Origin of the sequence: Pseudonocardia asaccharolytica DSM 44247 = NBRC 16224 (assembly GCF_000423625.1) — a bacterium.
In the GTDB taxonomy this organism is placed as follows: domain Bacteria; phylum Actinomycetota; class Actinomycetes; order Mycobacteriales; family Pseudonocardiaceae; genus Pseudonocardia; species Pseudonocardia asaccharolytica.
The window spans coordinates 38,050-59,436 of the sequence record NZ_AUII01000028.1 but is presented as its reverse complement, the minus strand read 5'-3'; the positions used below and the strand labels follow the sequence as shown (position 1 = coordinate 59,436).

At 70.0% G+C, this 21,387-nt stretch carries 22 protein-coding genes and 3 pseudogenes; 17 read left to right on the top strand and 8 right to left on the bottom strand.

Going from position 1 to position 21,387, the window contains the following annotated elements:
• The 7 genes and pseudogenes from G567_RS33510 to G567_RS0121230 all read left to right on the top strand — a co-directional run.
• Window positions 1–258, top strand: a 258-nt coding sequence (locus G567_RS33510; RefSeq protein WP_161631734.1) for a transposase, incomplete at its 5' end; no start/stop codon positions are given.
• 633 nt (window positions 259–891) lie between these two features.
• Window positions 892–2,285: pseudogene (locus G567_RS30390) on the top strand (IS1380 family transposase).
• 272 nt (window positions 2,286–2,557) lie between these two features.
• A complete protein-coding gene (locus tag G567_RS30385) occupies window positions 2,558–3,682 on the top strand; it encodes a restriction endonuclease subunit S (RefSeq protein ID WP_084796323.1) in 1,125 nt (374 codons plus the stop codon).
• Window positions 3,683–3,737: 55 nt separating this feature from the next.
• On the top strand, window positions 3,738–5,198 hold the full coding sequence (locus G567_RS35680; protein WP_211223997.1) for a DEAD/DEAH box helicase family protein: 1,461 nt from the start codon (window positions 3,738–3,740) through the stop codon (window positions 5,196–5,198).
• A gap of 62 nt (window positions 5,199–5,260) precedes the next feature.
• Window positions 5,261–7,108, top strand: coding sequence for a type I restriction-modification enzyme R subunit C-terminal domain-containing protein (locus G567_RS35675; protein ID WP_211223996.1), 1,848 nt, complete (start codon window positions 5,261–5,263; stop codon window positions 7,106–7,108).
• A gap of 268 nt (window positions 7,109–7,376) precedes the next feature.
• The gene (locus tag G567_RS30375) at window positions 7,377–8,336 is read left to right on the top strand and encodes an NAD(P)H-dependent flavin oxidoreductase (RefSeq protein ID WP_051233377.1); all 960 of its coding nucleotides are present in this window, start codon (window positions 7,377–7,379) and stop codon (window positions 8,334–8,336) included.
• A gap of 55 nt (window positions 8,337–8,391) precedes the next feature.
• Window positions 8,392–9,960, top strand: coding sequence for an alkaline phosphatase D family protein (locus G567_RS0121230; protein ID WP_373865909.1), 1,569 nt, complete (start codon window positions 8,392–8,394; stop codon window positions 9,958–9,960).
• Between the two features lie 121 nt (window positions 9,961–10,081).
• Here the strand turns inward: G567_RS0121230 and G567_RS32380 are convergent, their stop codons facing one another.
• Window positions 10,082–10,651, bottom strand: coding sequence for a hypothetical protein (locus G567_RS32380; RefSeq protein WP_051233376.1), 570 nt, complete (start codon window positions 10,649–10,651; stop codon window positions 10,082–10,084).
• Between the two features lie 194 nt (window positions 10,652–10,845).
• Entirely contained in the window at window positions 10,846–11,469 is a 624-nt protein-coding gene (locus tag G567_RS30365) for a TetR/AcrR family transcriptional regulator C-terminal domain-containing protein (protein WP_245585742.1), read from the bottom strand.
• A 240-nt stretch (window positions 11,470–11,709) separates the two neighbouring features.
• On the opposite strand from G567_RS30365, the gene G567_RS36735 reads away from it, so the two are divergent.
• The 5 genes and pseudogenes from G567_RS36735 (at window position 11,710) to G567_RS36345 (ending at window position 14,121) form a co-directional block, all read left to right on the top strand.
• Window positions 11,710–12,027, top strand: coding sequence for a recombinase family protein (locus tag G567_RS36735; RefSeq protein WP_084796321.1), 318 nt, complete (start codon window positions 11,710–11,712; stop codon window positions 12,025–12,027).
• 144 nt (window positions 12,028–12,171) lie between these two features.
• Entirely contained in the window at window positions 12,172–12,537 is a 366-nt protein-coding gene (locus G567_RS0121210; RefSeq protein ID WP_028931558.1) for a type II toxin-antitoxin system RelE/ParE family toxin, read from the top strand.
• Entirely contained in the window at window positions 12,534–12,851 is a 318-nt protein-coding gene (locus G567_RS0121205; protein ID WP_028931557.1) for a helix-turn-helix domain-containing protein, read from the top strand. Before G567_RS0121210 ends, G567_RS0121205 begins: the two co-directional genes overlap by 4 nt.
• A gap of 552 nt (window positions 12,852–13,403) precedes the next feature.
• Entirely contained in the window at window positions 13,404–13,637 is a 234-nt protein-coding gene (locus G567_RS30355; RefSeq protein WP_051233375.1) for a transposase, read from the top strand.
• An 80-nt stretch (window positions 13,638–13,717) separates the two neighbouring features.
• Window positions 13,718–14,121: pseudogene (locus tag G567_RS36345) on the top strand (recombinase family protein).
• Between the two features lie 35 nt (window positions 14,122–14,156).
• Here the strand turns inward: G567_RS36345 and G567_RS0121190 are convergent.
• Complete coding sequence (locus G567_RS0121190) at window positions 14,157–14,468, bottom strand: hypothetical protein (protein WP_028931555.1); 312 nt, start codon at window positions 14,466–14,468, stop codon at window positions 14,157–14,159.
• 89 nt (window positions 14,469–14,557) lie between these two features.
• Here G567_RS0121190 and G567_RS0121185 point away from each other — a divergent pair, with 89 nt between their 5' ends.
• A complete protein-coding gene (locus G567_RS0121185) occupies window positions 14,558–14,968 on the top strand; it encodes a heavy metal-responsive transcriptional regulator (protein WP_028931554.1) in 411 nt (136 codons plus the stop codon).
• A 16-nt stretch (window positions 14,969–14,984) separates the two neighbouring features.
• Here the strand turns inward: G567_RS0121185 and G567_RS37270 are convergent.
• Window positions 14,985–15,223 (bottom strand): annotated as a pseudogene (locus G567_RS37270) (DUF5990 family protein); the annotation flags it as partial.
• Here G567_RS37270 and G567_RS0121175 point away from each other — a divergent pair.
• The 4 genes from G567_RS0121175 (at window position 15,211) to G567_RS0121160 (ending at window position 17,673) form a co-directional block, all read left to right on the top strand.
• On the top strand, window positions 15,211–15,765 hold the full coding sequence (locus G567_RS0121175) for an IS630 family transposase (RefSeq protein ID WP_028931553.1): 555 nt from the start codon (window positions 15,211–15,213) through the stop codon (window positions 15,763–15,765). The pseudogene G567_RS37270 and the gene G567_RS0121175 sit on opposite strands and share 13 nt — an antisense overlap.
• 324 nt (window positions 15,766–16,089) lie before the next feature.
• Window positions 16,090–16,332 carry a hypothetical protein gene (locus tag G567_RS0121170; RefSeq protein WP_028931552.1) on the top strand — a complete coding sequence of 81 codons (243 nt, stop codon included), beginning with the start codon at window positions 16,090–16,092 and terminating at the stop codon, window positions 16,330–16,332.
• A 97-nt stretch (window positions 16,333–16,429) separates the two neighbouring features.
• Window positions 16,430–16,906 (top strand): DUF2231 domain-containing protein, encoded by a 477-nt coding sequence (locus G567_RS30345; protein ID WP_147201143.1) that lies wholly within the window; start codon window positions 16,430–16,432, stop codon window positions 16,904–16,906.
• Window positions 16,907–16,953: 47 nt separating this feature from the next.
• The gene (locus G567_RS0121160) at window positions 16,954–17,673 is read left to right on the top strand and encodes an FkbM family methyltransferase (RefSeq protein ID WP_245585741.1); all 720 of its coding nucleotides are present in this window, start codon (window positions 16,954–16,956) and stop codon (window positions 17,671–17,673) included.
• On the opposite strand, the gene ribA is transcribed toward G567_RS0121160, so the two are convergent.
• Genes ribA through G567_RS0121140 form a run of 4 tightly spaced genes read right to left on the bottom strand, consistent with a single transcriptional unit; the run spans window position 17,670 to window position 21,386 of the window.
• Entirely contained in the window at window positions 17,670–18,980 is a 1,311-nt protein-coding gene (gene ribA, locus G567_RS35230) for a GTP cyclohydrolase II RibA (protein WP_169338728.1), read from the bottom strand. The two genes, G567_RS0121160 and ribA, sit on opposite strands and share 4 nt — an antisense overlap.
• Window positions 18,981–19,000: 20 nt before the next feature.
• On the bottom strand, window positions 19,001–19,612 hold the full coding sequence (locus G567_RS30335) for a histidine phosphatase family protein (RefSeq protein WP_051233373.1): 612 nt from the start codon (window positions 19,610–19,612) through the stop codon (window positions 19,001–19,003).
• Window positions 19,606–20,556, bottom strand: a complete 951-nt coding sequence (locus G567_RS30330) for a lysylphosphatidylglycerol synthase transmembrane domain-containing protein (protein ID WP_084796325.1) — start codon at window positions 20,554–20,556, stop codon at window positions 19,606–19,608. Before G567_RS30330 ends, G567_RS30335 begins: the two co-directional genes overlap by 7 nt.
• Window positions 20,556–21,386, bottom strand: a complete 831-nt coding sequence (locus tag G567_RS0121140) for a class I SAM-dependent methyltransferase (protein WP_245585740.1) — start codon at window positions 21,384–21,386, stop codon at window positions 20,556–20,558. The genes G567_RS30330 and G567_RS0121140 overlap by 1 nt, the downstream gene beginning before the upstream one ends.
• Window position 21,387 lies beyond the last annotated feature (1 nt).

The following is a 21,387-nucleotide window of genomic DNA, read 5'->3' as shown; positions in this document are numbered from 1 at the left end:
CCGTTCCTGGACTACCCGCCGGAACTGCGTCGCGTCGTCTACACCACCAACGCCATCGAGTCCATCAACTTCCAACTACGGAAAATCACCAAGACTCGCGGACACTTCCCGTCCGACGAGGCCGCGATGAAGCTCATTTACCTGGGCCTGCGGAACATCTCCAGCAAGAGGGGAGGTGAATCCGGAACCGGTACCTGGGGCTGGAAAACGGCTCTAAATACACTGGTCGTCCTCTTCCCTGGACGACTCCCACTGTGAGAGAATAACAACGTCAGTCACCCGTAGCTTACACGGGAATCGTGACAGGCTCGCCGACTGTCACGCACCCGCCGGTGCAGTGCTGAGCGCGGCACTCACCGGCTGAGGCCCTGCTGTTCCCAGGACGTTCCCGCCGCCCAACCTGTCTCGCCGCTGCACGACGTGTTTGCACTGATCAGCGATCTACGCGACCGGGGGTAGCGTCCGCCCTCCGGAGGCGGGAGCGCAGGTTCGAATCCTGCCGGGGGCACCACCCGCTGACCAGTGGATTCTCCATTTTCGCTCGCAACGTGCTTTGGCGCGTGGCACGGTTCGTGGCATGAAACGGCCTTAACCTCATACCATGCCTCCTCGAAAGCGCCGTACACGCGGGCACATCGGGCAGCTCCCCAGCGGCTCGTTCCGCGTCGTCGTATACGCCGGCACCGACCCGCTGACCGGCAGGCCACGACAGCTCCGGGAGACGGCCAAGACGTACGACGAGGCAGGAACGCACCCTGACGCGCCTTCAGCCTGGATCCACCGCCGAATGTTGCTGGTGAGCGCGGGTCGTGACACACGAATGCCCCTCTGAGCTGGGAGAATGTGGCTTACCACGGTCACATTGAGCCCACTCAGAAGGGCATCCGCTGGATGCGACTATCCCACGCCCGATCCGCGATCAGCGTGCGGTTCGATGATCCCAACCTCGTGTCGTGTGTCGGGCTGGTGCCGATCATGGCGTTGGCCGCCCGGTGTGGCCTCCCGACGCTGCTGGTCTCTGGGCTCACCCTGACCGGGAAGGGCACCGCGAACGCGGCGGCGAAGATTACCGCGCTGATCGGCGGGATGATCGCGGGTGCGGACTCAATCGCCGACCTGGACCTGCTGCGCCACGGCGGCATGGGGCCGGTGTTCGACCAGGTCCGGGCCCCGTCGACCCGGGGCACGTTCCTGCGCCGGTTCACCTTCGGCCACGTCCGCCACCTCGACGCCGTCGCCGCCCGGCTGCTGGCCCGCCTCGCGGCCGCGACCCCGCTGCTGCCCGGCGCCGACCAGGTGGTGTTCGTGGATCTCGACGACACCGTGCGCCAGACCTACGGCTACGCCAAGCAGGGCGCCGGGCGCGGCCACACCGGCGTCAAGGGCCTCACCGCGCTGCTCGCGGTGCTCTCCACGCCTGTCTCGGCGCCGGTGATCGCCGCTACCCGGCTGCGCAAGGGCTCCACCAACTCCGCCCGCGGCGCCGCCAGACTGCTCGCCGACGCGCTGGCCACCGCGCGCCGCGCCGGCGCCGGCACCGCGCGACACGCGATGCTGCTGGTGCACGCGGACTCGGCCTACTACGGCCACGACCTCATCACCACCTGCCGCCGGGCCGGCGCCCGGTTCTCGGTCACCGCCCGCCCCGCCACCGTGACCCGGGCCATCACCAGCATCGACAAGCAGGCCTGGACCCCGATCCGCTACCCCAACGCGATCTACGACGACGAGCAGCGGTGGATCTCCGACGCCGAGATCGCCGAGACCGAGTTCACCGCGTTCACCGGCCGCCGCAAACCCGAGCACATCACCGCCCGGCTAATCGTGCGCCGGGTCCGCCGGCTCAACCCCGCCCAGGTGCGGCCGGACAGACCGAAGCGTTCGCGGTCCACCGCTACCACGCGGTGTTCCCCGACAGCAGCGAACCGACGCTCACCGCGGAGGCCACCCACCGCGACCACGCGATCATCGAGCAGGTCCTCGCCGAGCTCAACAACGGCCCGCTGGCGCACCTGCCCTCGGGCTCGTTCGCCGCGAACGCCGCCTGGCTGGCCTGCGCCGCGATCTCCCACAACCTCACCCGCGCCGCCGGCGTCCTGGCCGGTGCCCGCCACGCCCGCGCCCGCGCCGCGACCCTGCGCGCCCGACTGATCGGCACCCCAGCCCGGGTCGCGCACTCCGCGCACCGCCAGGACCTCCACCTGCCACGCGACTGGCCCTGGGAACCGGGCCTGGACGAGCTGTTCCGCCGCGCCCTGCACGACCCCCTCCCCGCCGCAGCCTGACCACCGCCCCCACAGGGCCCGACCGGAGACCCTCCAGCAGAAGCGCCGGACAGACCGGCAGCTCAACCACGCCCTTCCACCACCAACCCGGCAGAAGATCAACTAGCGCGTCACACGAACCGCGACGGTGGATCCAGGCTCAGCCTCAACCGCTACAAGGAGATCGTCCACGAGGAGGTCGAGCACCGGCCCCCGGCCGAAATCCTGGAAGAACTGGCGCGTATCGAGGCGGAGATCCAGCAGGGCATGTCGGAGCTGAAGGGACTGCTGGGATGAGCGCGTGGCCGATCCTGCCATTTGACGAGTGCGTGAGCGATGCTTCAGCCGGAAATCTGAAGGTCCCGAAGTCAGAATACCAGGAGTCGGACACCTACGCCGTAATTGACCAAGGAAAGGCAGCTGTTGCAGGTTATACCGATGATCCCCGCTTCCTCTATCGCGGCGACCTGCCTGTCGTGATCTTCGGGGACCACACCCGAGCCTTCAAATACGTCGACTCCCTCTTCTGCATGGGCGCCGATGGAGTTAAAGTTCTTCGCCCCCAGCCTGGAATTAATGCCAAGTATCTCTACCACGTCTTGTCATGGGTAGACATCCCGAGCGCGGGCTACTCACACCATTTCAAGTTCTTGAAGGAAGAGAACATCGTCGTCCCACCACTAGACGAGCAGCGGCGGATTGCGCAGGTGTTGGACAGCGTGGACGCGCTGCGCGCCAGACGCCGCGTCGCCATCTCCCTACTGGACGAACTCGCCCAGTCCACCTTCCTCGACATTTTCGGCGATCCCGCGAGCAACCCCAAAGGCTGGCCAGTGAATCCTTTGAGGGAACTTGGCCACGTAGCCACCGGGAACACTCCAAGCAGGGATGTCAAGGAAAACTATGGCGATGCGATCGAGTGGATCAAGTCTGACAATATCGATCCGTCGAGGCTTTATCTCACTACAGCCTCCGAATTCCTCTCTGCCACTGGAGCAAAGAAGGCTCGGGTCGTCGGTCCGGGTTCAATCCTGGTAACTTGCATAGCTGGCAGTCGTGCGCGTATCGGCGATGCCGCCGTTGCTGATCGCACGGTTGCGTTCAATCAGCAAATCAATGCGATTTCTCCAAGCGAGCAAGAGTGGCGGTTTCTGTACGCGCAATTGCGTGCCGCCAAGCGACTGGTGCAGGAGCGGTCGACGGACGGAATGACAGGGTTAGTCAGCAAGGCCCGATTTGAGTCAATCGAATTGATTTGCCCTCCATTAGGCCTGCAGAAGGAATTTTCCGCGCGGGTTAGCAGGGTTGACATGCTCGAAGAATCTCATCAGAGACACCTCGCTGAGCTCGACGCCCTGTTCGCGTCGCTCCAGCACCGCGCGTTCCGCGGCGAGTTGTGGGAGGCCCCCGCCGCCTGACGCTTTGTCCGTTCTCTCTGTCCCGCACCGCCAGTACCAGGAAAGGGCCGCCACCGTGAGCAACTTCGGGTTCCTCAGGGCCGAGTGGCCTGCCCTGCACGCCGAGGCGGTGCGCGCCGAGCGGCTGGCGGTGGCGGACCCGCGGGCGTCGTGCTTCTACGCGCGCCGGGTCTTGGAGCTCACGGTCACCTGGCTGTTCCAGGCCGACGGCTCGCTCCAGCGCCCCTACCGGGAAGACCTGGCGGCGATGATCGCCGAGCCGACGCTGGTGCGGGTGGCCGGGCCGGGGATCCGGGCGAAGATGGACGTCATCCGCCGGCAGGGCAACACCGCGGTGCACCGCAACGGCCCGGTGGCGCCCAACGACGCGGTCCGCGTCGTCGCCGAGCTGTTCCACGTCCTGTACTGGGTCGCCCGCACCTACTCGCGCGACCCGGCCGACCTGCCCGCCGCCGGCCTGGCCTTCGATCCGGCCGTCATCCCGCGCCCGGTCCCGGCCGGCGTGCGCCTGGCCAAGCAGGCCGAGCTCAAGGCGCAGGCCGAGAAGTACGCGGCCCAGGACGCCGCGCTCCGCGCCGAGATCAAGGCGGCCGACGAGGCCCGGCCCGACACCCACCACTACGACGAGGCGCAGACCCGCACCCTGATCATCGACCTGCGGCTCAAGGAGGCCGGCTGGGCGCTCGACCAACCGCAGGACCGCGAGTACCCGGTCACCGGGATGCCCGTCTCCGCGTCACCCTCGGGCACCGGCAAGGTCGACTACGTCCTGTGGGACGACGACGGCAAGCCGCTCGCCCTCGTCGAGGCCAAGCGGACCACCCGCGACCCGCAGCAGGGCCGCCACCAGGCCAAGCTCTACGCCGACTGCCTGGAGGCGCAGTTCGGCCAACGCCCGGTGATCTTCTACACCAACGGCTACCACACCCACCTCTGGGACGATCTGAACTACCCGCCGCGCGAGGTCCAGGGCTTCTACACCAAGGACGAGCTGCGGCTGCTGATCCAGCGCCGGGCGAGCCGCCTCACCCTCGCCACGCTCCCGATCAACGAGCAGATCGCCGGACGCCGCTACCAGTCGCACGCCATCCGCCGCATCGCCGAGGCGTTCGAGAACGATGCGCAGCGCCACGCCCTGCTCGTCATGGCGACCGGTGCCGGCAAGACCCGCACCGTGATCGCGCTCACCGACCTGATGATGCGGGCGAACTGGGCCAAGCGCGTCCTGTTCCTCGCCGACCGCAAAGCACTGGTCATCCAGGCCGCGGACGCGTTCAAGCAGCACCTGCCGAACGCGCCCGTGGTCAACCTGCTGACCGACAAGGACCTCAGCGGCCGCGTGTTCGTCTCCACCTGTCCGACGTTGCTCAACATGATCAACGACATGGACGGCAGTGGGCTGCGACGCTTCGGCCCCGGCTACTTCGACATGATCGTTGTCGACGAGGCGCACCGCTCCATCTACCAGAAGTACGGCGCCATCTCGACTACTTCGACGCCCTGCTCGTCGGCCTGACCGCGACCCCCAAGGACGAGATCGACCGCAACACCTACCGCCGCTTCCAGCTGGAGGACGGCGTGCCCACCGACGTCTACACCCTCGACGAGGCCGTCTCCGAGGGCTACCTCGTCGCCCCCCGCGCCGTGGATGTCCCGCTGAAGTTCCAGCGCGGCGGCATCAAATACGCCGAGCTGTCCGAGGAGGACAAACAGCGCTGGGACGAGCTGGAGTGGGACGAGGACGGCGACGTCCCCGACGAGATCACCTCCGACGAGCTGAACAAGTACCTGTTCAACGCCGACACCGTCGACAAGGCCCTGCAGACCCTGCTGACCCATGGCCTCAAGGTCGCCGGCGGCGACCGGCTCGGCAAGACGATCATCTTCGCGGCGAACAACCGGCACGCCGAGTTCATCGCCGAGCGCTTCGACGCGCACCACCCCGAGTACAAGGGCGAGTTCGCGCAGGTCATCACGCGCCGCACGGAGTACGCGCAAAGCCTGATCGACCGATTCGCCAACCCGGCCAAGGCCCCGCACATCGCCATCTCCGTGGACATGCTCGACACCGGCATCGACGTGCCCGAGGTCGTCAACCTGGTGTTCTTCAAGCTGGTGCGCTCCAAGACCAAGTTCTGGCAGATGATCGGCCGCGGCACCCGCCTCGCCCCGGACCTGTTCGGCCCGCACCGCGACAAGACCGGTTTCCTCGTCTTCGACCTGTGCCAGAACGTCGAGTTCTTCAACCAGAACCTCATGCCCGCGGAGGGCAAACTCGCCCCGCCCCTGGGCCAGCGCCTGTTCTCCCGCCGCGCCGATCTCCTGCTCGCCCTCGACCAGCAACATCCCGACCAGGTGCCCGCCGCGGAGGACGGCGCCGACGGCACGACCAGCGAGGTCGGCCTGCGCTGGGACCTGGCCCGGCGTCTGCACCAGGAGGTCACGGGCATGAACCCGGACAACTTCCTGGTCCGCCCGCACCGCGAGCAGGTCGAGGTGTTCAGCAACTTCGACAGCTGGCTCAAGCTGACCCCCGGAGGCGCACGCCGAGCTCGTCGACCACCTCGCCGGGCTGCCCACCACCTTCCGCGAGAACGACAGCAGCGAGGAGGCGAAGCGCTTCGACCTGCTCGCGCTGCGCCTCCAACTCGCCCTGGTCAACGCCGAGCCCGGCTACACCCGGCTCCAGGCCCAGGCCAGCAGCTCGCCTCCGCGCTGCTCGACCAGCTCACCATCCCCGCTGTCCGCGCCCAGCAGGGACTCCTCGACGGGCTCGCCGGCGACGGATGGTGGCAGGACGTCACCCTGCCGATGCTGGAGACCATGCGTCGGCGCCTGCGCAGCCTGGTCAAGCTGATCGAGAAGACCAGGCGCGGCATCGTCTACACCGACTTCGAGGACGAGCTCGGCGAGCTGTCGGCCGCGTCCCTGCGCGGGATGGAGATCGGCGCTGATCTCACCCGGTTCGAGCAGAAGCTGTGCATCTACCTGCGCACGCACGAGGATCAGCTGGCCGTCCAGAAGATCCGGCGCAACCGGCAGATCACCGCGACCGACCTCGACGAGCTCGAGCGGATCTTCATCGAGGCCGGCATCGGCACCGAGGTCGAGATCGACCAGGCCAAGACCACCGCCGGCGGCCTCGGCGTGTTCCTCCGCTCCCTCACCGGGCTCGACCGGGAGGCCGCGGCCGCGGCGTTCGACGCGTTCCAGCAGGGCAAGACCTTCACCTCGACCCAACTCCACTTCCTCCATGAAGTGATCGGCTACCTGGCCCGCAACGGCACCATCGAGATCGACGTCCTCTACCAGTCCCCGTTCACCGCCATCGCCCCCGGCGGACCGGAAGACATCTTCCCCGAGATCGAGATCGACGAGATGGTCACGACGATCCACGCCGTGAACGCCACCGCGGTCCCCGCGTAACGCGCGGAACTCGCCCGCGCTCGCCTACAGCGACCGCAACCGGACGTGGCGGTATGGGAGGACGCAGGACGTCTTCACCACCCAGACGGGTGGCGCTCGTCTGTTCGAGCCACCCGTGACGATTCGTCGTCCCCCTTTGACAACCGCTTCGCCCTCTTTCCCACACCCGACCGAGGCTGCGGTCACTCCTCAGGCGGGGGCTATTGCCAGCCGCGGGAGGCGACCATCCTGGCCCAAAGTCTCGGATCTCTCGGACAAGGAGACTGCCATGGTCGAGACCCGCTTCACCAGGCTCGTCGGTTGCTCGATTCCGATCCAGCAAGCGCCGATGGGTCCTATCTCCCCGCCCGGTCTGGCTCTTGCCGTCGCGGCGGCGGGCGGGCTGGGGACCCTGCACGCTTTGCACCCCGCAGCCGAGGTGGAAGCGGCATGCGGGTCTCTGCCCGAGGAGACTTCCGGGGCTCTGGCGCTCAACGTGCTCATCCCGCTCTTCGATCGCCCAACGCTCGAGCTCGCCGCTCGGCGGTGCCGGGTCATCGACTTCTTCTGGGGTCCCCCCGACCCCGAACTCGTCGAACTGGCCCACCAGGGCGGCGCCCTCGCCGGCTGGCAGGTCGGGTCCATAGAGAGTGCCCGAGCAGCGGTGGGCGCCGGATGCGACCTGGTGACCGCCCAGGGAGTCGAAGCCGGCGGCCACCACGACGGGCGCAGCGCGCTGATGCCGCTCCTAGAGGCATGCCTGCAGGAACTCGACGTCCCCGTGCTCGGGGCGGGCGGCATCGGCGGGACCGAGGACGTCGAGCGGGTGATGGCTGCCGGCGCTGACGGTGTGCGGGTAGGCACCCGCTTCATCGCCACCGAGGAGTCCGGAGCCCACCCTCGCTATCAACAAGCCCTCATCACCGCCCAAGCAGAAGACGCCGTGGAAACCGACCGGTTCTCGATCGACTGCCCGCTTTGCCCGTCGCACCATGGAGTGCTGCGTGGCTCCATCCATGCCGCCGAGCTCCGCAAGGGTCAGGTCATCGCACGGCTCGGCGCGAACAAGATCCTGGCATTTGCCGGGATCCCTCCGCTGGCTCAGGTGGAGGGCGAGCCGGAAGCCATGTGCATGTACGCCGGCCGCGGTGTGGCCGCAATCCGAGCGGTCCAGCCCGCCGCAGCGGTGGTGGCAGAGCTGGCCGAGGGGACCGCCCGGGCATCGAACCGGGGCGCCGCGCGCCAGTGAGACACGGTCCGGACCTGCTGCCGGGAGCGCGGACCCGACGAACAGAGTGGCCTGGTTGCCTGGTGTGGGCGATGTGTTGATCAGCCGCCGGAGCCTGCTCCGGAACGGTGCCGCGGGTCTAGGAGCGCTGCTCGTGAGCGGCGCGCTGCCGGGGTGCGCCCGACCTCGGCCGACGGACCCGTTCACGGTCGGGGTCGCGTCCGGTGAGCCGAGCGCATCCGGCGTCGTGCTGTGGACCCGGCTTGCGCCGAACCCGCTGGCCGAGGACGGGTTCGGGGGGATGGGTCCGGGTCCGGTCGAGGTGGAGTGGGAGCTGGCCGTCGACGAGTCGTTCCGCCGGGTGCACCGGCGCGGGACCGAGACGGCCGTTCGCGAGTCGGCGCACAGCGTGCACGTGGAGCTCGAGGGGCTGGCACCGGGGCGGGAGTACTTCTACCGGTTCCGCACCGGGTCGTACCAGTCCCCGGTCGGCCGGACCCGCACGGCCCCCGGTCCCGGCGCGCATGCCGGCACGCTCACGATGTGCGTCGCGTCCTGCGCGCAGTACGAGCACGGTTACTTCACCGCGTACCGGCACCTCGCGCAGGAGCATCCGGACCTCGTGCTGCACCTCGGTGACTACCGGTACGAGCACGCCGCGCAGGACTATGTGGCGCCCGACGGCAACGTCCGCGATCATGCCGGACCGGAGACGGTCACCCTGGGCAACTACCGGCAGCGGTACGCCCAGTACAAGACCGACCCGGACCTGCAGGCCGCGCACGCCGCCGCCCCGTGGTTGGCGGTGTGGGACGACCACGAGCTGGACAACAACTGGGCCGACGAGATCCCCGAGATGCCACAGCCCGATTTCCTCGCCCGGCGGGCGGCCGCGTTCCAGGCGTTCCACGAGAACATGCCGCTGCGGCGCATCTCGGCGACCCGGGGCATCGACCTACAGCTCTACCGACGGGTCGACTGGGGGAACCTGGCCAGCTTCTTCCTGCTCGACACCCGCCAGTACCGCAGTGATCAACCCTGCGGCGGACGGTTCGGCTCCGACTGCCCCGGGCGCACCGACCCGAGCCGGTCGATCACGGGTGGCGAACAGGAGTCGTGGCTGCTCGACGGGCTGCGCAGCTCGAGCGCCCGTTGGAACCTCCTGGGCCAGCAGGTGTTCTTCACCCAGCTCGATGTGCGGCCGGGCGCCGGGCGCGGCTTCAACCCGGACGCCTGGGACGGCTACGTCGGCAGCCGGGAGCGGCTCGTCGCGGCGCTGCGGGACTCCCGTGCGCGCAACAGTGTGATCCTCACCGGCGACATGCACCGGCACTGCGCGGCGGAGGTCAAGGAGCGCTTCGACGACCCGGCCTCGGCGACCATTGCCGCCGAGCTCGTGTCGACCTCGATCACCTCGGAAGGCGACGGTTCGGAGACCGAACCGACGACCGCCGCGATCCTGGCCGACAACCCCCATATCCGCTTCCACCACAACCGCCGCGGTTACCTGCGGGCCGCCATTCAGGACCGCGAGATCCGGGCGGACTTCCGGGTCGTTCCGTACGTCTCCCGGCCCGGCGCACCGGTCGAGACCCGCGCCTCGTTCGTGATCGAGAACGGGCAACCCGCCCTGCACCGCAGCTGAGGTGGTCCGAATCCTGCCGGGCGCAACGAGAGGGCCGGCGATCGGCGCGCTCGACCTGACGGGCTCCCCGCATCATGATCATCCGACCCTGGTGTCGAATCCGAGCGCGGACCGACCGGCGTCACGGCCTCGCCTTGTCCCCCGTCGGCGTGACGGCGAACCAGGTCCCGTCGGCACCGTTGGCGCCGGCCCCGTCGTGGTCGCCCGGATCGCCGGCGACCGTGTAGAGCGGCCACCCGCCGAGCGTGACCTGGGTCGTGCCGTCGCCTCGGCGGATCGTCCCGACCTTTGCGGGCTCGACCCCGAGCAGCACCGGCTCCGCACCGTCCGGCAGCATGACCGGCACCCATTTGTGGGTGCATTCGCCGGCGCAGCGGGACGTCGGCGGGTCGTTGGTGTCGGCGTCGGAGCGGTAGAGGATCCGGCCGTTTCCGTCGAGGACGATGGTTCCCAGCGTCGCCGTCTGCGTCGCCCACAGCTCCAGACCACCGCCGCCGTGGTGCCCATGGTCCCCTTGGTCCCCTTGGTGCCCCTGCGGCCCTTGCTGCCCCTGCGGCCCTTGGTGGGCCGCGGGCGGTGCCGTCGTCGCCGGTGCCGGGCCGGCGGGTTCGTCCGTGCCGCAGGCCCCAAGCAGCACCAGGCAGGCCGAGCCGGCGGCCAGGACCAGGCGCGCGGAACGACGGTGGGCCATCTCGATCCTTCCGGCGGTGCGGCTCGGTGTCATCCGGTGTCGAGCGGCCACGGTAGGCCCGCCCGGGCGAGCGGTTCCTCGGCGCAACGGGTACTGGGCCGAACGGCGGCTCCTTCGGCGACCGACCGGCCGCCTACGGATCGGCGGTGAGTGTGCTCAGGTCGCGTGGCGGGCCCGCTCGAGGCCGTCGAGGATCAGGTCGAGTCCGAACGCGAACTCGTTGCCGTAGTCGTAGCCGGGCGCAAGGACCCGCTTGACTGTCCTCCGGCGAGATGGGGGTACTCGCCGGAGGACAGTCGCGCCAGAATCGTCTGCGCGACCTCGGCCGTCTCCTCCGTGGTGTCGAACGGCAGGCTCGCCTCCTGCAGGGCGAATCCGTAGATATAGCTGCCCAGGACGGAGAACGCGTGGGCGGCCAACTCGATCGAGAACCCCGCTCCCCGCAACGTTCCGATCTCCGCGCCACGGTGCCGCAGCGTTGCCGGGCCGGGCGTGGTGTGCGATTCCATCAGCCCGGTCGCCCGGCGGTGGCGCGACAGGACCTCGCGGACCGAGATCGCCCGCTGCCGCATGGCCGTCCTCCGGTCGGTTCCGCCGGGAGGCAGCTCGATCTCGGCGAAGACGGCGTCGATCATGCCGTCGAGAAGATCGCCCGTGTTGGCCACGTGGTTGTACAGCGACATCGCCTCGACGCCCAGTTCCACGCCGAGCTTTCGCATGGTGAGCGACTCGATCCCCGTCGCATCGGCAAGGGCGATGGCAGCGCGCAGCACCCGATCCCGGTTCAGCCGAGCTCGGGACTCCGCGATCGTCCTCACCGAGCTTCATCGAGTCCGGCATGGTGACCCCGGTCGTCGACCGGACCTACCCGCTGAGCGAGATCCCCGCGGCCATCCGGTATGCAAGAAGGGATGCCGGTAAGAAACGTGTCATGAGCCCCAACCGAGCGGTTCTGCACAGGCAGCCCGCGAAGGCTGGGGTGACTTCGCGGCCGGAACTCGCCGCGGATCGTTATCGATCTTGTCCGGAATCGATCGTTCACGAGACATCTCGGGAAGATGGGCATCGACACCTCCACCGCGGTGGGCCGGATGTTCTTCCACATCCTCGGCGCCATCGCCGAATTCGAACACGCCCTGATGTCCGAACGCATCCTCGACGGGCTGGCCGCGGCCCGCGCCCGCGGCCGAACCGGCGGTCAGAAACCCAAGCTCGGCCCCCGCCAGGTCGCGCTGGCCCGGCAGATGTACGACGAGACCGGGCCCGACGGCAAGCGCCGCTACACCGTGGCCGAGATCGCCGCCGAGTTCGGCGTCCCCCGCCCCACCACCTACCGGCACCTGGGCAAGCCACCCGGACCCGCGCCGGCCCCGTAGCCACGGTCGCTGCCGCGCCCCCGTGACGCACTCCGTGCCGGCTCCTCGGCACGCACCTCCCACCCCAGCGGCGGGCCTCGCTCCATGAGCGGCCGCCGCGCGGGATCCCCAGAGGCTGGTTTAGCTTTTGCTATACTCGACGGCGTGGTCGCCGACGAGTGGGAGGTGTACCTCGTCGACGAGGTGCTCGAGTGGATCGACCGGCTCGATGAGCCGACCCACGCGCGGGTCGTGCAGGCCATCGATGCGCTGGCCGCGGGCGGCCCGGCCCTGGGCCGCCCGCTCGTCGACACGATCGCCGGCTCCAGGATCCAGAACCTGAAGGAGTTGCGGCCGGGAACGGTGCGGATCCTGTTCGCCTTTGATCCGTGGCGCTCCAGCATCCTGCTGGTCGCCGGGGACAAGGCCGGGCAGTGGAGAAGCTGGTACCGGCAGGCGATCCCGCTCGCCGAGCAACGCTACGAGGTCTACCTGAAACAACGTCGAGCCGAGGAGGAGGGCGAGCGATGACCAGCTACACGCGGTGGAGCGACGTGCGCGCGGCGCACGTCGAGCGGGCCGGCGGCGAGCAGGCCGTGCAGGCCGGGAAGGAGGAACTGCTCGCCCCGGTCCGCGGCCGGCGTCTTGCCGAGATCAGGCGTCGCCGGGGCCTCACCCAGCAGGAGGTGGCCGATCGAATGGGGGTCACGAAGGGGCGGGTGTCTCAGATCGAACGAGGCAGGGTCTCCGGACACGACGTGCTCGCCCGCTACGCCGCCGCCCTCGGCGGCCGGCTCCACCAGTCCATCTACTTCGACGACGGCGACATCGCGGCGATCGCCTGAGCAGCATCCACCGTGGACATTCGGGCCGGGTAAGCCAGCCCATCCCGCCCTGCCGCACGCCTGCACCGGCTGCGGCATGTACCGCGAACCGGACGCCGACTTCGAGATCGTCGAGAAACCGGCCCGGCTCGGTGGACGATCCGCCGGAAGCGCTTGCCATGATCAGCCCCGTCCCCCCGGGCCAGCGCAAGGTGCGCAACCCGAGCCTGGCCAGCATCTATCACGCGACCCTGAGGCCGTCGAGCAAGCCCACGCCGACTTCGCCGCGCTCCAGGCCAACGGCTGACCGAACAGCGACATCACTGCAGGTCAGACCCCTAAAACCTTGGATACTGCGCGAAACGACCGGGACGCCGGACCCCGAAACCGTCCTGGGCCCGGCCGCGATCACGCTGTGATCAATCCGCGCGGGCCCTAAAAGTTGAGAACTGCAGGTCAGCGCCCATAGTGCTGCGTATCGTTCTACGGTTGACGTCGTTGTACTGGTATGCTGGATAACCTTTCGATCCACACCACGCCGGACGTGATGGCCTGGCTGGAAAGAACTCGCACGTGCACTTCCACTTCACTCCGGTCGGGTCGCCCTGGTTGAATCAGATCGAGACCTGGTTCTCGGTTATCACCCGACAGTCCATTCGTCGTGGCTCGTTCAGCTCGGTCAAGGTTCTTGTCCGGCAGATCCGCGACTACATCGAGCAGTGGAACGCAAATCCCAAGCCATTCGAATGGACGGCCACCGCGGGCGAGATCCTGGCCAAGGTGCAGCTCGTCCATACGGAGCGCTAGCGAAATAGCGTCTCAAAATTCGCGTACGAAAACTATGTTTCGTTACTCCACGGCATGGCCCTTTATGAGACACTGCCGCGGTGAGCGGGATCGGCTACGGACGCGTCTCCACTCGCGATCAGAATCCCGAAAGCCAGCACGACGCTCTCACGGCCGCCGGATGCGATCGGATCTTCATTGATAAGGCGTCCGGGAAGATCGACCGCCGTCCCGAACTCGACAAGGCTCTGGATTACTTGCGGCCGGGGGGGACACCTTCGTCATCACCCGATTGTCCCGCGCCACACGTTCCTTGAGGCACCTGCTCGACCTGGCCGCCCTACTCCGTGAGCGCGAGGTCGACCTGCTGGCGCTCAAGCAGGGCATCGACACCTCCACGCCTTCGGGGCGCCTGCAGTTCCACATGTTCGGCGCCTTCGATGAGTTCCTGCGCGAACTCATCGTCGAAGGCACCCTCGAGGGAGGTGAAGAGCCGTGTCGGTGAATGGTGGCTCATCCTTTGCTTCGTTGTCGACAATGTCATCCGGCGTCGTGCCGGAGCGCCTCGCGCAGGGCTGTCACCGAAGGGGCGCCGCCGGTCGGGCCGGTCTCGTCGTGGTAGAGGCGGCAGGAGAGGCTGGCCGGGGTGTTCGGCGGGGCGAAGACGTCGACCCCGTTGATCAGCAGGGTTGGGGAGCCGTGCATCTCCAGCCGGGCCGCGTCCGCCTCGTTGCCGATCAGGTGGTGGGTGATCGACACGGCCGGGCGCCCGGTGAGGGCCTGGGTGAGCCGCTCGCGCAGGACAGCCTCGTTCGGGCAGTCCGGCACGGTCAGCACGGTCAGTTCCAGCACGGTCGCCTCCTGGTCCTGGGCAGCGTGTGGTGCTCACCATGGACGGTAGAGATTCCAGTGCGCTGGAAGGTCAAGCGTAAGCTGCAGGGATGCGCATCGGAGTGCTCGCCCAACGAGGCGGGGTGACCGCCAAGACCGTCCGGTTCTACGAAGAGGCCGGGCTGCTGTCCGAGCCGCCCCGCACCTCGGCCGGCTACCGCGACTACCCCGAGGGGGCCGTCGCCCGATTGGGGTTCATCCGCGACGCCCAGGCCGCAGGTCTCACCCTCGCCGAGATTCGCGGCGTCCTGGCGATCCGCGATGGCGGGCTGGTCCCCTGCCGGCATGTCACCGACCTGATCGACCAGCACTTGGCCCAGATCGAGCAGCGCCTGACCGAGCTCGCCCAAGCCCGCGACGTCCTACGGCGCCTGCAACGCCGCGCCGCCACCACCGACCCGGCGCAATGCGCGAGTGACGAGGTGTGCAGTATCCTCGCCGGCCCGGCGGCCAGCGCTTGACGTCCTCCGGCGGGCGTCAGACTGTGGGGGCGGACCACTCCACCAGCGGCGGGCGGACCGCCGCGCACAACGGGTGACCGCGCGAATCCGTCAGCCCCAGCCGGGCCACCAGCAGCCCTTCTTTACCGCGGCGTCCAGTACGGCCGCAGGGAGGCCATCGAACCACAGCTTCACCCGCCGGAACATCGCAAACACTCCGGCATCATCGACCGTGCCCCACAACAGGTACACGAACCGGCCGCCTGGCCTGCCCGGTACAAACGGGCCCGGTCATCCCGCGCACCTTCGCGCCGGCGCCGGGCTGGTCGCCCGACGGCCACCGCATCACCGCGCCGCTGACCTACTCCCGCGGCAGCGACAAGACCTGGGTCTACGGGGCGCTGCGGGTCCGCGACGGCACCGAGGTCACCTGCTGCGCCCCGGCGCGCAACAGCGACGGCTGGATCGGGCTGCTCGGGCAGGTCGCCCGCGCGAACCCGCGGGGGCAGATCCGCATCGTCACCGACAACCTGTCCAGCCACACCAGCGTCGCGGTGCGCGGATGGCTGGCCCGCCACCGGCGGATCCGGCAGGTGTTCATCCCCCGCTCCGCCTGCTGGCTGAATATGGCCGAGGGCTGGTGGCGGTTGCTGCGGCGGGCGGCGTTCGCCGGGCAGACCTTCGCCGACGCCGCCGAGATCGCCTCCGCCGTACAGACCGCCACCGCCCAGCTCAACACCCGCGCCACCCCCTGGGTCTGGGGACGACCGCCGCCACCCACCCGCACACTCCGCCGCAGGTTCGTCTACCTGCTTTGAGGAACGCAGCACTACACGCAGCTCCGCCTGGTCCGCCCCCTGGCCGAAGACCTCCGGCGCCCCTGGGAAAGGCCCCTGACGCCGGATCGGTTGGCCCCCGAAAGGGTCCGGCGCAGCTATCACCGCAGCCGGCGGGCCCTGGGCACCCCGGCCGGCGCGCCGAAAGCCACCCACCCCGGCCCGGGCCGACCCAAGGGCCGCGCCTCCACCCCCGCACCTCGCCACCCAGTCGGCAAGAAACAACACAAAAAGGACGCTCCTCGGAGCGGCGGAGCCACGGAGGGTTAAAAGTCAAGCTCAAGCCAGGGGTTTCTCGGGCAAACCGTGATCGCCGAGGACGCCCCTGCTCGGGGTGGCCCAGGAGACGATCGAGACCTCGGACCTGCCCAGCGGCTGGGAGCCGTCCGCGGCATCGACACCGACGAGTTCGCCGCGTTCTGCAGACGGCAGTCGGCCAGCTACAAGACGCCGAAGTACTTCGTCGTGCTGGAGAGTCTGCCGAAGAACGCCAGCGGCAAGATCCTCAAGCGGGACCTGCGCATCGCCTTCGCCCACCTCACCGGGTAGCGGCCATGCTGTACCCGCACTGAGCCCCGAGGGTCTGGTGCGCCGGCGGGGCGCCGTGGGGATTCGGGTTTCGTCGCCGATCGTCCACAATGCTGTGGTGTTCACGGTCCTGGGCGTTCCGGCCCACCCGCTCCTCGTCCACGCGGTGGTCGTCCTGATTCCGCTGGCGGCGCTCGGCGCCGTCGCGGTCGCGATGCGGCCGGTCTGGACCCGGCCGTATGGACCGCTCGTCGCGGCGGGGGCACTGGCCGGGGCCGTGGCGGCCACGCTGGCGAAGTTCGCCGGCGACCAACTGCAGGCCGCGATCGACATCACCCCGTCGTTCGTGCCGGTGATCGAGCAGCACGCACGGTTCGGCCTGTTCGTGGTGGGGGCGTCCTGGGCGTTTGCGGTGCTCGCGATCGCCGCGGGACTGCTCGGCCGCCGCTCGCGCGGTTCGGCGCCGCGGGTCGCCGGGGCGTTGTCCGCGGCCGCAGGCCTCGTCGCGATCGCCGCCGCGGTGCTCGCCGGCCACACCGGCTCGCAGGCGGTGTGGGGCTCCGTCGCGGGTTGGCCAGCAGGCGCCGGGGGCTAGGGTCAGGCATGCTCGGCCGCGCCTGGGGGATCGGACGGTCCCTGGTCATGTACCACTCCGTGCCGGGCAGGCATCGGCGGATGGCGCGGTTCTACCGCGAGTTCCTCGGGCCCGGGGATATCGGCTTCGACATCGGCGCCCACGTGGGAAGCCGGGTGCGCGCCTGGCGGCGGCTGGGGGCGCAGGTGGTCGCGGTCGAGCCACAGCCCGATTTCGTCCGCATCCTGCGCCTGTTCTTCGGCCGTGACCGCGGCGTCACCGTCGTGCCGATAGCCGTCGGGGCCCGGGCCGGACGGGCGCGGCTGGGCATCTCCACCGCGACGCCGACGGTCTCGTCGATGGCGCCCGACTGGATCACGTCGGTGGCGGCGGACCGCAGCTTCGCCCGGGTGCGCTGGGACCGGTCGGTCGAGGTGGAGGTGGCGACCCTCGACGATCTCATTGCGGTCCACGGCGAGCCGGCCTTCTGCAAGATCGACGTCGAGGGCTTCGAGGTCGACGTGCTGGCCGGGCTCAGCCGACCCCTGCGCGCGCTGTCGTTCGAGTATCTGCCGCCGGCGCATGACGCCGCCCTCGCCGCGCTGGACCTCGTCGAACGGCTCGGCGAGCCGGCCGGCGGGTACCGCTACAACTACTCTCCGATCGAGACGATGCGGTTCGCCGGCGACCGCTGGCTCGACGCGGACGGCCTGGTGCGGCTGCTGGAGCGGTTCCGCCCGCTGGGCCGCTCCGGCGACGTCTACGCGCGCCTGGCCCGCGAGTCCTAGCAGACGTCCCACGCGGTGAGGATGTCGTCCGCGGTGAGGTGGACGGAGCGGTTGCGCAGCGCGATCCCCTCCGCCACCCGGGTGATCCCGAGATCGCCCACCGCCTCCTTCCCGGCGCCGATGATCTTCGGCGCGGTACCGACGATGACGCGGTCGACCAACCCGTCCGCCAGCAGTGACGTGATCACTCTGGCGCCGCCCTCGACCAGGAGGCTCCGCACCCCGCGCTCGCGCAACGCCCGCAGCCCGGCCACGAGGTCCACACCACCCGGCCCGGCCGGCAGCACCACGATTCCCGCGCCGGCGTCCCGCACTCGCTTCCGATCGCCTTCGGTGGACCGGTCCGTGGTGAGCAGCACGGTCACCGGGTCTCCGTCGAGCAGCAGGGCGTTCGACGGGGTCCGCAGGGTGGAGTCGAGGACGACCCGTAGCGGCGACACGCCGGGGACGAGACGGACGGTCAGCCGCGGGTCGTCGTGCAGCACCGTTCCCACGCCGACCATCACCGCGTCGCAGGCCGCCCGCAGCGCGTGCGAGACGGCGCGCTCCTCCTCACCACTGATCCATTGCGAGTCGCCGCCCGCGGTCGCGATCCGCCCGTCGAGGGTCTGGGCGTACTTCAGGACGACATAGGGACGATCCGCCGGTGGGTCGACCTCGCCGAGCAGGTGGACGGCGTCCGGTGGCGACGAGGGCGCCGGTTCCAGCTCCTCCCCGGACGGCCGGAGGTGGCCGAGCCGCCGCTCCTTGGTGTGCAGGTAGCCGACGTTGCGGCTGTGCGCCGCCGTCCGCAGCGGCTCCATCCCCTCGACCGGGATCCCCGCCTCGCGCAGGCCGCGCGCCTTGTCCGGATTGTTGCTCAGCAGCCGCACCGGGCCGATGCCCAGCGCGTGCAGCACCGCGGCGGCGTCGTCGTAGCGGCGACCGTCGACCGGGAGCCCGAGCCGCAGGTTGGCCTCGACGGTATCGGCGCCGCCGTCCTGTTCGACGTACGCGCGCAGCTTGTCGACCAGCCCCACGCCGCGCCCCTCGTGTCCGGTGGCGTAGAGCAGCAGGCCGCGCCCCTCGACGGCGATCCGGCGCAGCGCGAGACGGAGCTGGACGCCGCATTCGCAGCGCACCGAACCGAGGGCATCACCGGTCAGGCATTCCGAATGCAACCGGACGAGCGGCGCGTTCCCGCCCACCAGCTCGCCCTTGGCCAGCGCGAGATACACCAGCCCGGTGGGCACCTCGAACGCCGTCACCTGAAACTCGCCGAACTGCGTCGGTAGCCCCACACGGACCAGCTCGCGCACGCCGTTCACCCAGGCCCCCCTTCCGAGCCTCAGGTGGACTCGCTGCCGAGTAAACCCAGGCCCTGCGACCGTGGGCAAGCATCATTGAACGCGAGCAGGCGCGGCACCGGGCCACCGGTGTCGATCCGGCAGACCGCGGCGTCACCAAGGAACATCCGCCAGCCCACCTCGTCGCCGACCCCCAACGCCCAGGTGACCGCGGCCTTGATCGGGGAAACGTGGCTGACCACCACCACGTCGCCACGCGCGGCGTCGTCGACCAGCTCGACGCAGGCCTCGTGCACCCGGACACAGACCGCCGCGAGCGACTCGCCGCCCGCGGGCACGTACTCCGGGTCCTGCCGCCACCTCCGCCACGACCGCTCGTCCAGCGCCGCCGCAGGCCTGCCGTCCAGCTCGCCGTAGTCCATCTCGATCCACCGCGCGTCCACCTCCACGTTCCCGGCGGCACCGGCGAGCACGGCGGCGGTGTGCCGAGCGCGTGTCAGCGGGCTGGACACGATGCGAGCCGCCCGCGGGAGTGCCGCGGCCAGTGCGCGCGCCTGACGGAGACCGGTCTCGTTCAGCGGCGGGTCGGCTCGGCCCAGCAGCAAACCATGCGCGTTGGCATCGGTCTGCCCATGCCGGACGAGGATCAGCACGCCACCACGCTAGTCGCCGGCGGCCGGCGGCCGGGCCACCGCCACAGCAGCACCCCGACGCCGGGAAGGCAGGCGATCAGGCTGAGCACCCCGTACACCACGGCGGCGGTGAGCCCCTGCGTCGCGCCGAACCCCACCGTCCCGAACGCGACCGTGGCGACGGCCTCCCGGGGCCCCCAGCCGCCGATGTTGACCGGCAGTCCCATCGCGAGCAGGGCCAACACCAGCAGCGGGAGCAGCTCGCCGAGGGTGGCCTCGGATCCCGCGGCCCGCGCGGCGACGACGAACAGTGCCAGGTACCCGGCCAGCGTGGCCACCGACAGCAGGACCACCCCCGGCCAGACACCGCGGGAGAGGACCGTGCGGGCGTCCGCGAGACCCGTCCGCAGGGCCGTGCGGATTCTCGAGGGGAGCGATCCGGGCATCGTTGCGACCCCGAGCGCGACCACGGCGAGGACGGCGAGGGTCCCGAGGACGACCCCGCGGCCTGGGATCAGATCGCCGGCCGCGGCGGCGAGCAGGGTCGGCTGGGCGAGCAGCACAACCACCCCGACGACGATCAGAACCACGTTGCCGGCGACCCGTTCGAGAACCACCGCGCGGACGCCCCGTCCGACGTCGCCGACCTGTTGGCCGTGGCTCACCGCACGATGTACGTCGCCGAGCACCCCCGCGGGCAGCACCGAGTTGAGCAGCAGCGCCCGGTAGCAGTCCGCGACCGCCGCCCCCAACGGCAACCGCAGGCCGAGACCGCGCGCCACGAGGCACCAGCGCCACGCGCTGAACACCGTGGTCAGCAGGCCGATGCCGAGCGCGGCGAGCACCGACCCGGTCTCGATCGCCCGCAAACCGTCGACGACGGCGTCGGTGCCGAGACGCACCCCGAGCGCAACCAGGATGCCGCCGCCGACCAGCACCCGGAGATAGGGCCAGAACCGCTGCATCACGGGGCACCGCTCGGGAGCGCGAGCACGTCGACGTGGCCGACCACGGCCCTCAGCTCGCCTGCGGTGCAGGCGTCGATCCTGCGACGCAGGTAGGCGCCCACATGCCGCTGCAGGTCCGGCTGCTGCGCACACGCGGCGTCGATCCAGCCCCGCAGCCATTCCTCCGCCAGCTCGTCCTGATCCACTCCGAGCCGCCACGGGCTGGGCCGGGTCGTCACCGCCGCGCCCCGCCCGGCGAACGCGTCGGCGGCCGCGGCGCCCGCATCCGGCCCGAGCAGCCGCCTGCCGCCGGTGCACCGCCGCTGATGGGCGTCGAAGGCGGTCGCGAACGCGGCATCCAGCGGATCGGGCGGGGCGATCTCGACGCGTCCGACGACCGTCAGGGTCAGCAGCGCCGCGCAGCCGGCCTCGGCGCAGGCGGCGGCGAGCCCGTCCACCTCCTCGGCGGTGAGCAGGTCCAGCAGGGCGGACGCGGTCACCAGCGACGTCCCGTCGAGATCCGCGGCGCGCAGCTCGCAGACGTCCCCCTCCCGGGTCCGCGCGATGACCGGGGCGCCGTCGGCGGCCACGCCCGGCAGGCCCGCGCTCGCGCGGGCGAGCAGCCCGGGGTCGCGGTCGTGCAGGATCCAGTGCTGTGGGCCGGGCAGCCGGGGCGCGAGCCAGCGTCCCATCGAGCCGGTGCCGCAGCCGAGGTCCCTGATCACGACCGGAGCACCCGTACCCAGATGGCCGCGGACGAGCTCGACCAGCTCGGATGCCCTGGCCGCGGCGTCGGCAGGTTCCCGCAGCGCCAGCCAGTCCGGCGCGCACACGGGCGACCCGGGCACG

Coding starts and splice junctions, on each gene's coding strand:
- G567_RS30330 (WP_084796325.1), bottom strand. CDS start 20,556: ATGCAGCGGTTCTGGCCCTATCTCCGGGTGCTGGTCGGCGGCGGCATC.
- G567_RS0121205 (WP_028931557.1), top strand. CDS start 12,534: ATGACCAGCTACACGCGGTGGAGCGACGTGCGCGCGGCGCACGTCGAG.
- G567_RS30375 (WP_051233377.1), top strand. CDS start 7,377: ATGGTCGAGACCCGCTTCACCAGGCTCGTCGGTTGCTCGATTCCGATC.
- G567_RS32380 (WP_051233376.1), bottom strand. CDS start 10,651: ATGGCCCACCGTCGTTCCGCGCGCCTGGTCCTGGCCGCCGGCTCGGCC.
- G567_RS36735 (WP_084796321.1), top strand. CDS start 11,710: ATGGGCATCGACACCTCCACCGCGGTGGGCCGGATGTTCTTCCACATC.
- G567_RS0121160 (WP_245585741.1), top strand. CDS start 16,954: ATGTACCACTCCGTGCCGGGCAGGCATCGGCGGATGGCGCGGTTCTAC.
- G567_RS0121185 (WP_028931554.1), top strand. CDS start 14,558: ATGCGCATCGGAGTGCTCGCCCAACGAGGCGGGGTGACCGCCAAGACC.
- G567_RS30385 (WP_084796323.1), top strand. CDS start 2,558: ATGAGCGCGTGGCCGATCCTGCCATTTGACGAGTGCGTGAGCGATGCT.